Here is a 12706-nt window from a genome sequence, read left to right on the forward strand (position 1 = left end):
ACAATGAAAAACCCGCCGATCCGGCGGGTTTTTTTCATGTCAGCAGACGGCGCAGCGCAAGAAAATGATGAGATTGTTTCATTTCCGATCGTTACCAGATTGCATATTATATTACATCATAACGAAGGATGTGTCGGTATGAAACGATTTTTTTCTGAAACATATTTTAATAATCCGGAGAATAAAAAGGCGCTGGAGCACTATCCGCTGATCGGTGACGGAAAAGACGGGGAAGTCTATCGTTTAACACACAACAAATGCGTAAAGTACTTCTTTGAAAAAGAGACATGCAAGAAGGAATTGGCAGCTTTAAAGACCGGACAAGGTTCCCCGGTGATTCCAAGACTGTATGAATACGGAGATCGTTATATTGTGATGGAATATGTCCAAGGCACCTCTCTTGCCCGCCATATCAAACAAGAAAAATCCCTGTCCGTCAAACTGACTGCTGATATTTTAAATATGCTGGATGAATTAAAGAAAATCGGTTTTACCAGATGGGATGCCGAAATCAGGCACATTCTGATCAATGAATACGGCAATCTTAAAGTCATCGACCATAAAAGAGCTTTTTCCGCCATTACCCGGTTTCCCGTAAAACTATTAAAAGGACTGGACAAATACGGCTTGGCGGATGAGTTTTTGAACACTATAAAAAAATTAAATCCGTCACGTTACCTGGAATGGCAGCCGCACATGTAAGTTTCTGAAAATCCGCACATGTAAGTTTCCTTTTTTTAGGGTCGTCATATGATATTTGTAACATTTGTTTGGTGGAGTGTGGAAAAAATGGCAGAATACATTATGGTTATCGGCGCTCATCCCGATGATGAACTATTGGGATCAGCGGGCACCATAAAACGGCTGATCAATGAAGGATATAAAGTGATTTCCGTTATTACGGCATTAGGAAGAAAAGAAGAAGCTCATCATATTAAACAATTAGGCGAACGCGCGAATCAAGAGCTTGGAATTGAGAAAGTCATCTTTTTGGAGCACACGAATTTAGAGCTGGAATGTATCCCTCTTCATAAGCTTGTCAAAGAATTAGAGCAGCTCATTCGCGTCTATCAGCCTGATAAAATCTTTACACATCATTACGGCGATATCAATATGGACCACCAGAGAACATTCCAAGCAGTTTTAACAGCCGCCAGGCCGCTTCCGAATCAAAAGCCTATCGAACTGCTTACGTTTGAAACGCTATCTTCAAGCGAGTGGGAGAGAAATACGGCTGATAAACTCTTCAAGCCCAATTACTTCGTCAATATCACAGACACAATGGATGCCAAACTCGCGGCGCTTCACCACTATGACGTAGAAATGAGGGATTACCCTCATCCCCGTTCATATGAAGGCGTAAAACATTTAGGAAAAGTCAGAGGGATGACGGCGGGTGTGGAATACGCTGAAGCTTTTGAAATCGTGCGGAGGATCTGGAAATGAACAAGACATTTTCCGTCCCCTATCCGTATATGATCCAGACGCTTGACCGCTACTACGGGGTCAAAACGCGCCTGCAAAAACAGAAAGCCATAAAGACACAGATGAAACATGCAGATCAAATTCCGCCGGTATACAGGAAAAAAAAGAAGTTATCCATTTTGATTGCCACGTTTTGGGACTACCCGCACACGGGCGGTTTATCAAACTATATTAAAACGCTTAGTGAAGGCCTGAAAAAAAGAGGTCATAAGGTCGATGTCATATCCCCTAATCTGTTTCCGTCCGCACAGGTAAAAGAACTGCGGGCGGATGTTGTTCCGAAATTAAAAGATTTCTTTAGTGACAGATACGGGGATTACAGTGATCATATTTTGAAGAATAATCGGCTGATGTTTATATACGAGCAAATGCTTCAAAAGATTCATCTGGAAAAATATGATGTGCTTCATGCACAAGATTTATTTACAGCCAATATATTGGGCAGGTTCAACCGTATTTATAAAAAACCTTTGTTTTTTACACCGCATGGCATGTTTACTTTCAACAGACTTAAATTTCACATCTTTAAAAAAGGATCGGTAGAAGAGTTTTATTATAAAAAACTAGAGATGAAAGCCATTGAATACGCAGATCGCCTGATTATTATCAGCGATACGTTCCGCAGCCCGCTCATGAAGCTCGGAGCCGAACAGAAAGACATGACAACGGTGATCACAGGAATCGATTACGATGCAAAAACAGGCGGGAAAAGAAAAACCCCGGTACCGAAAAATAAGATCATCATCTCGTGTATTGCAAGATTAGGCCCGAGAAAAGGACATAATCATTTGCTTGACGCACTTTCACGAATTCCGTCTGATCTACTTGAACATGTTGAAGTGCTGATCGCGGGCGACGGAGAGATGAGGAGCGCCTTAGAGGAACAGGCTCGAAAACTGAATCTATCTATGGTCTCCTTTTTAGGAAAAAGAGATGATGTTCCCGCTATTTTGAATATGACGGACATATTCGTACTGCCGACCATTAATGATAGTCTGCCTATTTCGATTATTGAAGCGATGTTCAGCGGCTCGGCTATCATCGCGACCGATTGCGGGGGTATTCCGGATCTGATCCGCCATAACAAAACGGGACTTATTGTCGAGCCGGGAAATGCAAAGGTTCTTGCCCGGGCTTTAGCGTTTTTTATCTCTAACAAATCTGCGCGGGAGAAGGCTGCTTCAAACGCAAAGGCCTACGCGGAGAAATATTTAAGCAGTGAGACGATGATAAAAAATATCGAATCGATTTATCAAAATACCAACAGCTCGGAGGGAGATCATGAAACATGAACATGCAGCCGTTGTACTTGATTTCAGTGCAAACGGGATTGGGATCATTCGCAGCCTGGCCCGAAGAGGAATCGATGTATACGCGTTTGACACGGAGGGACCTTATCGTATCGGAAAATCAAGATTGGCAGATTGCGGGATATGTCCCAGCCCTTTAACACAAGAGGAAGAACTGCTGACATTTCTGACTGATTTCGGGAAGCGGTTCCAAGCAAAGCCGGTTCTGTACGCAGGATCTGATGATTATGCGGGATTTATATCTAAATTCCGCGAGACATTAGCCGGTTTTTTTTTATTTTTGCTCCCGAGCCGCTCTCTGTTAGAAACGGTTTTAGATAAAAGCAAAGCATATGAATTAGCGGTCAAGCATCACATCCCCTGCCCGAAAACCTTTTTTCCGAACAACCGGGATGAGCTGGAAGAGGCCATCGCTAATATTGACTTCCCGTGTATTTTAAAACCGGTGGCCGGCCATGAATACAGAAAAAAAGTAAACAAAAAAGCAATTGTAATGAAGGATGCCGCACAATTGCGCAAGGAGTTCAGCTCCTACAGAGAAAATGGAGAACTGCTCGTGCAGGAGATCATCCCCGGAGACAACCAGTGTTTTTATAAAGTCGCCACTTTTTATGATGACCAAATGAAATTAATGGGCCTATTCTCTCTGCAAAAGAACCATCAATTCCCTGCTGATTTTGGCGCGGGGGCCCACGTCGTCAGCAAACGGCTTCCTGATTTAATCGAGAAGACCCTGCCGTTTTTTGAAGCGATTCAGCTGAAGGGAGTAGGCATGGCGGAATTTAAAAAGGATCCCCGGGACAATGTTTACAAGTTTATCGAAATTAATCCGCGCTTTTGGCTCAGCCATAGCCTGACAGAACCGGCAGGCGTTCATTTCGTTTACATGTACTATCTGTATTTGACCGGACAACATGTGAAGCCCCAGCTCGAACAAAAAGACGGAATCAACTGGATTTATGAGGTGCGTTATTTCTTAACATTTTTGAAGAAACGAAAAAGAGGAGAAATGACGTTCCGGGATTTTTGGAAAGGGTGTAAAGGAAAAAAAGAGTATGCTCTTTTTGCTTGGAATGACCCGATGCCATTTATCAGAAACACTTGGTCTCATCTCAAAAACAGCTGGAAACGGAAGCGGAAGGAAGATCGGCATGTATGAAAAGGAGATTTTGTATGGCGCATTTCAAAAACTGAGAATTGACGAAAAACTGTCGTATTCGTTCGGTGAAAGGGCTGCGTTGAATCCGGATGACATCACATGCCTGAAATCGACGGACAGAAGCGCCATTTATAAACTGTCTGTAAAGAAAAAATCCGGCACTGTTCCGCTGATATTGAAAGTATATAAATCTTCCCGTGAAAAAAATAAGGTCGAGATTAATATATACGGCAAAGCCCGTTCCGTTTTAGGGGATTTGCTGCCGGATATCTATCTTATAGAAGAAAGTGACCATGAAACGTGGATATTTATGGAGTTTGTCAGCCAGATCAGGGGACAGCTTACATTTCACCCGAGGCATTTCAAGTATATTATTCCGTCTGTCGCAGAACTGCACAGCCGCACCTTTGAAAACAAGAATATTTCTGACGGTAAATGGCGGTCGTGGCTGCCGGTATATGGATCGGAAACCATGAGAAAAGGGCGTAAAAAGCAGATCAAAAAGACAGCGGAATTATTGGATAGGGCTCTTAAAGATGAGCGCACAAAAGATATCGTGAAGCCTCATTATTGGCAAATCACAAACTTGCTTGAGCAGGAGGAGCCGGATTTTTTCCCTGAATTGATACAAAACGGCTCAGCCATCACACACGGTGATCTTCATATGCAGAATATCTGCACCCACGATGCGACCGGACATGAACCGTGGGATATTCAATTCATCGATTGGGAATCCGCAAAATACGCGCCGGTTTGGTTTGATATGACGGTGCTGGTTGAAATTCTGCTTGGCTTCAGAAAAGATTGGAGCCGGCACGCAGAAGATATTCGGACGTATTGCGTAAAAGTGTATACGAAAGAAATGAAAAAGCGGGGCATTCATTTTCAGACCCCTCCTATGACGCTTTACAAAATGGCTTATTTGCAGAGAACACTTGAAAAAGGGCTTCATACCCAATTGCGGAGAATCTTCGACAATCGGGGAGGAGAACTGCTGCCGTATCATGTTGACAAAGTGTCAAAATGGGGACGGGAATTAGGATTATAAGTTTGAGAGAGGGGGAGCGGATGTGAAAGAAGAGATCGGCAAGCCGAACGGTCTGGTGCCTCTAGCCTTATTGCGCGTCATGGATCAATTTTACGGGATCGAACATCAAGGTGAGCCAGAGATGCTGTATTCGTTCTGTGCGGAAGGAAAAAGCTCCCCTAAACGAAAAAAGCCATTGCGTATTCTGTACGCAACTTTTCTCCGTTACCCGAATGTCGGAGGGTTGGCGAGTTATATCACATCAATTAAGACGGGTTTTGAGCGCATCGGTCATCAGGCGGATGTCATCTCGCCGCTCCAAATGCCGCCAACTTTTTTTCAGGAAGATATCCCGCGGGCCGCTGACGAGATCAGAGCGTTTCTTGTTGGCAGATACGGCGCCGCAAACGAAAAGTTTGTGAAGAATCTCAGCTATTTACATGTCTTTCAAAGATTTTTGAAGGAGAAAGACTTAGAACAATATGACCTGTTTCACGCGCAGGATTTATTTGCGGTATTTTTGCTGGGATACCTTAATCAAACGTACCAGCGTCCTCTTTTTTTCACGCCGCACGGACATTTTACGAAAAGCCGGATGAAGTTTCATAAAATCCAAAAGGGTTCAATAGAAGAGGCATATTTCAGTGAAATAGAAAGGCAGGGTATTCGGGCTTCGGATAAAATCATTACAATCAGCGACTCCTTTCACGAGCCCTTGCTGGAGTACGGAGCGAAGGAAGCCCAGCTGAAGACTGTTCATACCGGTATTCACATTCAGGATGCCCCTGAGTCAAAACGTGCTGAAAAGCTCGTGATCGCGTGCGTTTCCCGTCTGACCGAGCGAAAAGGACATGATGTGCTGCTGGACGCTCTCGCCCGCATCCGGCACCATTTATCCGGAGTTGATATATGGATCATCGGAGACGGAAACATGAGAGGGTTTCTGGAAGAGAAGAGACGGAAACTGGGCCTCTCAAATGTGTTTTTCCTCGGAAAACGACGTGATGTGCCGGCGCTTTTGGCTGAATCATCTATATTTGTCCTGCCGACATTGAATGATAATTTCCCTATAGCGATCATCGAAGCGATGTTCTCAGGTCAAGCCATTGTCGCAACTGACTGCGGAGGAATCCCTGAGATGATCCGGCATGAGGACACAGGGCTTATTTGTCAGCCCGGCAACAGCCGCGAACTTGCTGATGCTCTCGTAATGCTGATTACGGATCAGTCTCTCAGGGAACGGCTTGGAAAAGAAGCGCGCTCCTATGCCGGCCGGCATCTGCGTCAGGAACTGATGGTTTCAAAAATAGAAAGGATTTATCAATCATTTTTCTGAATGATACCGGCGCCGCATGGCAGGTGCTTCAAGAGCAAAATAAAGAGGCCGGCGTTTAACTATCCAGCCTCTTTCCGAACTATTTTTTCATCTCATACAGAGTCTGCTGACTTTGTCCGCCCGGGCCGCCTGTCATTCCTTGCCGGGCTGAGCTTGTTTTTCCGGTGCTGTATCGGTCAGCTGAGATTTTTGTGCCGTTCTTTTTCTTCCATGAGACAAGCTTTGTGTTGCCTGAATTGTTTCCGGATAATAAGAAATATTTCACTTCTCCTTCGTCAACAAGTTTTTTCAGCTGTGAGACGGTTAAAATCGGATCGGTTCCGTTCAAAGAATGTTTTGCCAAAATTTTCTTCACAAAAAAAGAGGCGGAAAGCCATCGCTTCCGCCTCCCGCACATATATATGAGAGAGCAGCCTTTATTTGTGATCGTTCTCTTTTTGGACTTCAGCTAATTTGGCAAGCAGAATGTGCTGAGGCATGTGCATGATTCTCTCAAGCGGCATATTCAGTGATTCTGCGAGCTTTTGCGCCGTTTCGGCGGAAATTTGCAGCGGTTTCATGTGATCACTCCTTCCGTTTCTTTATTGTACTAAAATCAGAAATCTATCGTAAGAGGATATGACAAAGGAATGGAGGTTTGAAAAGCGGGGCTTTATAACAGAATGGGGGAGGTTTTTTATGCAATCGCCATTGATGTTATTACAGCTGAAGCTGGCTGATTATCAGAAAAAAGCCGCAGAACTGCGGACAATTGACGAATTTATCATACTGAAACAGACATTGCAGGACATGATGAAAGTATTCGCCGCCTGTGAAGAATGGGAGCTGTATCAAAAAACGGCCGATCTCATGGCGCAGACGGTGCTGCACATCCGTTTCATCGAATAAGAAAAGCCCTCGCTCGGGCGAAGGCTTTTCTTAAAAGGATCGTTCTTCTTCAATGTTTTTATGCTGATCATAAATGACAAGCTTAGACGGGCTGTTCTCTTTAGCCGTCTGCTCCGCTTTCTCGATCGCCGCGTCCTTTGATGTATAAAGAGCCGTCGGCGCCACATTTTCAACCTTCACAAACCATCCGTCCGCATCAACATTGGGTGTTACTGCATATGTTTTCATCCTTCTTACCTCCTGGTTTCGATTTATTTATTTGTTTCCCAGCATTCGGAATGGTGAAACACGCAGCCGCTGTTTGACAAATACAGGGAAAATGATGTTTTTCTATTCTTTTTCTTGAGAAATGGTAAAATGGAGTTTGGATATTTTTTAAGGAGAGGACGGTGCTTAGCATGACAGACCTTCTGAATGATCGGCTGCCGCCGCAAAACATAGAAGCTGAGCAGGCCGTGTTAGGTGCTGTTTTTTTACAGCCGTCTGCGTTAACACTGGCTTCTGAAGTGTTGATTCCGGATGATTTCTACAGAATGTCACATCAAAAAATTTACAATGCCATGCTCGTGCTCGGAGACCGCGGTGAACCGGTTGATTTGGTCACGGTAACGTCAGAGCTTGCGAATACCGATTTGTTAGAAGAGGTGGGAGGCGTCTCTTACCTGACGGACATCGCGAATTCCGTTCCGACAGCGGCTAATATAGAATATTACGCGAAAATCGTTGAGGAAAAATCGATTCTCCGCCGTTTAATCAGAACGGCGACCTCAATCGCTCAAGACGGGTATACGCGCGAGGATGAAGTTGAAGATTTATTAAGCGATGCGGAAAAAACGATTATGGAGGTCGCGCAGCGAAAAAATTCGGGCGCCTTCCAAAATATTAAAGACGTGCTTGTGCAAACATACGACAACATTGAGCAGCTTCACAACCGGAAAGGCGATATTACCGGGATTCCGACTGGTTTTATTGAGCTTGACCGGATGACGGCGGGGTTTCAGCGGAATGATTTGATCATTGTCGCGGCCCGTCCGTCTGTGGGGAAAACGGCATTCGCCTTAAATATTGCGCAAAACGTAGCCACCAAAACGGATGAGAGCGTCGCGATATTCAGTCTTGAGATGGGTGCCGAGCAGCTTGTCATGCGTATGCTCTGCGCTGAAGGGAATATTAACGCCCAAAATCTCAGAACGGGTAATCTGACGGAAGAAGATTGGGGCAAGCTGACGATGGCGATGGGAAGCCTGTCTAACAGCGGTATCTTTATAGATGACACCCCCGGCATCCGCGTCAGCGAAATCCGTTCAAAATGCCGCAGGCTGAAGCAGGAAAACGGATTGGGCATGATTTTAATTGACTACTTGCAGCTCATTCAAGGAAGCGGCCGTTCAAGCGACAACCGCCAGCAAGAGGTATCGGAAATTTCACGGGCGCTAAAAGCGCTGGCGCGGGAGCTTGAAGTCCCGGTCATCGCCCTGTCTCAGCTCTCCCGGGGTGTTGAGCAGCGGCAGGATAAACGTCCGATGATGTCAGATATCCGTGAGTCGGGAAGTATTGAGCAGGATGCCGACATCGTCGCCTTCCTGTATCGTGATGATTACTATGATAAAGAATCCGAAAACAAAAACATCATCGAAATCATTATCGCCAAACAGCGTAACGGCCCGGTGGGCACCGTCTCACTGGCTTTTGTGAAAGAATACAATAAGTTCGTAAACCTGGAAAGGCGCTTTGATGACGGCGGTGTTCCGGCAGGTGCGTAAAGCCTCAAGCAATGTCTTGAGGCTTTTTTTCATCCGAAAGAATGAGAGAATGCCGTCCGTTCGGCAGACGAAAAAAGGAAAGCGCTTTTATATAATGGAATTAAGGGAGGGATGATGATGGCAATTGAATTTCCGCAATTTCAAGCGGCGCAAATCCGGATTGCCCGGCCGACCGGACAGCTTAAGGAAATCATCAGGTTTTATGAAGAGGGCCTCGGGCTGAAGAGGGTCGGCAGTTTTTCCGGACATGAGGGCTACAGCGGCGTCATGTTCGGCCTGCCCCATACGCAATATCACTTAGAATTCACCGAAGAAACCGGCGCGTCTCAGCCGGCGCCCGTTCCGCACGGCGACAGCCTGCTTGTCTTTTACATCCAGGATCAACAGGAGGTCATCCGCATCAGCACGACATTAAAGCAGATGGGGTATGAGGAGAAAGCACCCGAAAACCCGTACTGGGAAGAAAAAGGCGTGACCATCGAAGATCCTGACGGCTGGCGGGTCGTCCTGATGAATACAAGCGGCATATAAGTGACTGTCTGAAGAACCCTGATTACGGGTTCTTTTTCTTGTTAAAGCATGAAAGTTTCGGGAGTAATAGATAGCAAATGAAAGAGAAAACGCTTTTAATCATGTTTAAGGCGAACAAACATAGATTGATAAGATTTAAATGTTCGGATTTACGATTGACTTTCTGTTTCGGCACTGATACACTTAATTTGTTTGAATGAGATATCGTTTTGAAAGGTTAACGGAGGTGCACGGATATATGTCTTCAGTAGTCGTAGTAGGTACGCAGTGGGGCGATGAAGGAAAAGGTAAAATTACAGATTTCCTATCAGAAAATGCAGAAGTGATCGCACGTTATCAAGGCGGAAACAATGCAGGACATACCATCAAGTTTGATGGCGTCACGTACAAGCTTCATTTAATCCCATCAGGAATTTTTTATAAAGAAAAAGCGTGTGTCATCGGGAACGGAATGGTTGTTGATCCGAAAGCGCTCGTAACGGAGCTTGCGTATCTTCATGAACGCAATGTGAGCACGGATAACTTGAGAATCAGCAACAGAGCCCACGTCATTCTTCCATACCATCTGAAACTGGATGAAGTAGAGGAAGAACGCAAAGGGGCCAATAAGATCGGCACAACGAAAAAAGGCATCGGACCTGCTTATATGGACAAAGCGGCGCGGATCGGCATCCGGATCGCAGACCTGCTAGATCGTGACGTGTTTGCTGAAAAGCTTGAACGGAACCTTGAAGAGAAAAACCGTCTGCTTGAAAAAATGTATGAAACAGAAGGCTTCAAAATTGAAGATATTCTGGATGAGTATTATGAATACGGCCAGCAGATTAAAAAGTATGTATGCGATACATCCGTCGTCTTAAATGACGCGCTGGATGAAGGCCGCCGCGTTTTATTTGAAGGCGCTCAAGGGGTTATGCTTGATATTGACCAAGGGACATACCCGTTTGTCACTTCATCCAACCCGGTCGCCGGAGGGGTGACGATCGGTTCAGGCGTAGGCCCGACAAAAATCCAGCACGTCGTCGGTGTATCTAAAGCGTACACAACCCGTGTCGGTGACGGTCCTTTCCCGACTGAGCTGAAAGATGAAATCGGAGATCAAATCCGTGAAGTCGGACGCGAATACGGCACAACGACAGGCCGTCCGCGCCGTGTCGGCTGGTTTGACAGCGTTGTTGTCCGCCACGCCCGCCGCGTCAGCGGAATCACAGATCTTTCTCTGAACTCAATCGATGTGCTGACTGGCATTGAAACATTGAAAATCTGTGTCGCTTACCGCTACAAAGGTGAAGTGATTGAAGAATTCCCGGCAAGTCTGAAAGCTCTTGCAGAGTGTGAACCGGTATATGAAGAAATGCCTGGCTGGACGGAAGATATCACAGGCGCAAAAACATTAAGCGATCTTCCTGAAAATGCGCGCCATTATCTGGAACGCGTGTCTCAGCTGACAGGTATTCCGCTTTCTATTTTCTCTGTCGGTCCCGACCGTTCACAAACGAACGTCATCCGCAGTGTATACCGCGCTAACTAAGAATTTGCAGCAAACAAGCCTCCGGTCACGGAGGCTTGTTTTTTTATGTAGGAAAAAAATAATAGATTTTTTTCAAAAAAGTAGTTGCCACTTTCGAATGTTCTATGATATTATAAATCTCGTTGTTACGGAACAGCTTCAATAGAGTACTGCAAGAAAGCTTTTGTCTGAATGCTCTATGATACATAATCCGACACATCAGGAGCCATTAGCTCAGTTGGTAGAGCATCTGACTTTTAATCAGAGGGTCGAAGGTTCGAGTCCTTCATGGCTCACCACTTTTTATGGCCCGTTGGTCAAGCGGTTAAGACACCGCCCTTTCACGGCGGTAACACGGGTTCGAATCCCGTACGGGTCATTGATTTACTTTAGCGTTATTGCTAACTCCTTATTTGTCCTCGGAGGGCCGCCACGATACGGCTCTCCGGACAAATTACTGTAAGGTCCGGTAGTTCAGTTGGTTAGAATGCCTGCCTGTCACGCAGGAGGTCGCGGGTTCGAGTCCCGTCCGGACCGCCATTTTACTTTACTTTATAGTATAGAAAAGAAACATCTGGCTCGGTAGCTCAGTTGGTAGAGCAACGGACTGAAAATCCGTGTGTCGGCGGTTCGATTCCGTCCCGAGCCACTTACCCAAACGCATCTGCAATAGTAGGTGCGTTTTTTCTTTTGTTATAAAAAAAGGGAGAGCCGGCTTTTCAGCCGGCCCAGAAGAAGACGTCAAACACTAGACGGCGTTTTTTTTCGTGAGGTTTCAAAAAAATATTATTTTTTAAAAGAAAATAAAAAACATGACAAAAGGATGGCAGTTCAATACGTTTTTGCGCTGTTCTCTTTAATTTTTTTATCTTTTGACCTGAAACCGTTATAATAGACGGGGAACGTTTTTCACGATCCGAATTGTGATCATCATGAAACATCAATAGATGAAATGAAGTCATTCTGGCAGGAGGAAAATCAAGATGATGGATAAGAAAATCCTTGTAGTCGATGATGAAAAACCGATTGCAGATATATTAGAGTTTAATTTAAGAAAAGAAGGCTATGACGTGCATTGTGCGTACGACGGAAACGAAGCCGTGGAAATGGTGGAGGAGCTTCAGCCTGATTTAATTCTTTTAGATATTATGCTTCCGAATAAAGACGGAGTTGAAGTGTGCCGGGAAGTCCGGAAAAAATATGATATGCCGATTATTATGCTGACGGCAAAAGACTCGGAGATTGACAAGGTCATCGGGCTTGAAATCGGAGCGGATGACTATGTCACGAAGCCTTTCAGCACGCGTGAGCTTCTGGCCCGCGTCAAAGCGAACCTGCGCCGCCAGCTTACGGTTGCGCCGGCTGAGGAAGAATCAGCTTCTAATGACATTCATATCGGTTCTCTCGTCATCTTCCCTGACGCTTATGTCGTATCAAAAAGAGAAGAAACGATCGAGCTGACTCATCGTGAGTTTGAATTGCTTCATTACTTAGCCAAACATATCGGACAGGTTATGACCCGTGAGCATCTGCTGCAGACTGTGTGGGGCTATGACTATTTCGGTGATGTGAGAACGGTGGATGTAACAGTGCGCCGCCTTCGTGAGAAAATCGAGGATAATCCGAGCCATCCGAACTGGATCGTCACAAGACGGGGTGTCGGTTATTACTTGAGAAACCCTGAACAGGACTAACCG

At 45.4% G+C, this 12706-nt stretch carries 13 protein-coding genes, 4 tRNA genes and 1 pseudogene; 15 read left to right on the top strand and 3 right to left on the bottom strand.

Going from position 1 to position 12706, the window contains the following annotated elements:
• Positions 1 to 3: 3 nt before the first annotated feature.
• The 6 genes from ABK447_RS00285 (at position 4) to ABK447_RS00310 (ending at position 6317) form a co-directional block, all read left to right on the top strand.
• Entirely contained in the window at positions 4 to 702 is a 699-nt protein-coding gene (locus tag ABK447_RS00285; protein ID WP_079891037.1) for a kinase, read from the top strand.
• 87 nt (positions 703 to 789) lie between these two features.
• A complete protein-coding gene (locus ABK447_RS00290; protein WP_023357224.1) occupies positions 790 to 1446 on the top strand; it encodes a PIG-L deacetylase family protein in 657 nt (218 codons plus the stop codon).
• Entirely contained in the window at positions 1443 to 2777 is a 1335-nt protein-coding gene (locus ABK447_RS00295; RefSeq protein WP_221663874.1) for a glycosyltransferase family 4 protein, read from the top strand. Before ABK447_RS00290 ends, ABK447_RS00295 begins: the two co-directional genes overlap by 4 nt.
• The gene (locus ABK447_RS00300; protein ID WP_015418621.1) at positions 2767 to 3954 is read left to right on the top strand and encodes an ATP-grasp protein; all 1188 of its coding nucleotides are present in this window, start codon (positions 2767 to 2769) and stop codon (positions 3952 to 3954) included. Before ABK447_RS00295 ends, ABK447_RS00300 begins: the two co-directional genes overlap by 11 nt.
• Positions 3947 to 5002 (top strand): phosphotransferase, encoded by a 1056-nt coding sequence (locus tag ABK447_RS00305; protein WP_033574280.1) that lies wholly within the window; start codon positions 3947 to 3949, stop codon positions 5000 to 5002. The genes ABK447_RS00300 and ABK447_RS00305 overlap by 8 nt, the downstream gene beginning before the upstream one ends.
• A 22-nt stretch (positions 5003 to 5024) precedes the next feature.
• Positions 5025 to 6317, top strand: coding sequence for a glycosyltransferase family 4 protein (locus ABK447_RS00310; protein ID WP_033574281.1), 1293 nt, complete (start codon positions 5025 to 5027; stop codon positions 6315 to 6317).
• Positions 6318 to 6396: 79 nt separating this feature from the next.
• On the opposite strand, the pseudogene ABK447_RS00315 reads toward ABK447_RS00310, so the two are convergent.
• Positions 6397 to 6648: pseudogene (locus ABK447_RS00315) on the bottom strand (hypothetical protein); the annotation flags it as partial.
• 85 nt (positions 6649 to 6733) lie between these two features.
• Positions 6734 to 6877 carry a YycC family protein gene (locus tag ABK447_RS00320; protein ID WP_007407902.1) on the bottom strand — a complete coding sequence of 48 codons (144 nt, stop codon included), beginning with the start codon at positions 6875 to 6877 and terminating at the stop codon, positions 6734 to 6736.
• Between the two features lie 118 nt (positions 6878 to 6995).
• On the opposite strand from ABK447_RS00320, the gene ABK447_RS00325 reads away from it, so the two are divergent.
• The gene (locus ABK447_RS00325; RefSeq protein WP_015418617.1) at positions 6996 to 7205 is read left to right on the top strand and encodes a hypothetical protein; all 210 of its coding nucleotides are present in this window, start codon (positions 6996 to 6998) and stop codon (positions 7203 to 7205) included.
• A 30-nt stretch (positions 7206 to 7235) separates the two neighbouring features.
• On the opposite strand, the gene ABK447_RS00330 is transcribed toward ABK447_RS00325, so the two are convergent.
• Positions 7236 to 7433 carry a DUF2188 domain-containing protein gene (locus tag ABK447_RS00330; RefSeq protein ID WP_015418616.1) on the bottom strand — a complete coding sequence of 66 codons (198 nt, stop codon included), beginning with the start codon at positions 7431 to 7433 and terminating at the stop codon, positions 7236 to 7238.
• Positions 7434 to 7603: 170 nt separating this feature from the next.
• On the opposite strand from ABK447_RS00330, the gene dnaB reads away from it, so the two are divergent.
• From dnaB to walR, 8 genes are all read left to right on the top strand, one after another.
• Positions 7604 to 8968 carry a replicative DNA helicase gene (gene dnaB, locus ABK447_RS00335; RefSeq protein ID WP_004393100.1) on the top strand — a complete coding sequence of 455 codons (1365 nt, stop codon included), beginning with the start codon at positions 7604 to 7606 and terminating at the stop codon, positions 8966 to 8968.
• A gap of 117 nt (positions 8969 to 9085) precedes the next feature.
• Complete coding sequence (locus tag ABK447_RS00340; RefSeq protein ID WP_041482233.1) at positions 9086 to 9499, top strand: VOC family protein; 414 nt, start codon at positions 9086 to 9088, stop codon at positions 9497 to 9499.
• A 238-nt stretch (positions 9500 to 9737) separates the two neighbouring features.
• A complete protein-coding gene (purA, locus tag ABK447_RS00345; protein WP_004393102.1) occupies positions 9738 to 11030 on the top strand; it encodes an adenylosuccinate synthase in 1293 nt (430 codons plus the stop codon).
• Between the two features lie 202 nt (positions 11031 to 11232).
• Positions 11233 to 11308: transfer RNA gene (locus ABK447_RS00350), tRNA-Lys, on the top strand.
• An 8-nt stretch (positions 11309 to 11316) separates the two neighbouring features.
• A tRNA-Glu gene (locus tag ABK447_RS00355) sits at positions 11317 to 11388 on the top strand.
• 84 nt (positions 11389 to 11472) lie between these two features.
• A tRNA-Asp gene (locus tag ABK447_RS00360) sits at positions 11473 to 11549 on the top strand.
• 36 nt (positions 11550 to 11585) lie between these two features.
• A tRNA-Phe gene (locus tag ABK447_RS00365) sits at positions 11586 to 11658 on the top strand.
• A 337-nt stretch (positions 11659 to 11995) separates the two neighbouring features.
• Entirely contained in the window at positions 11996 to 12703 is a 708-nt protein-coding gene (walR, locus tag ABK447_RS00370) for a cell wall metabolism DNA-binding response regulator WalR (RefSeq protein WP_004393104.1), read from the top strand.
• The last annotated feature ends 3 nt before the right edge of the window (positions 12704 to 12706 follow it).

This window comes from Bacillus sp. hwrm1 (assembly GCF_040207805.1).
Taxonomy (GTDB): domain Bacteria; phylum Bacillota; class Bacilli; order Bacillales; family Bacillaceae; genus Bacillus; species Bacillus velezensis.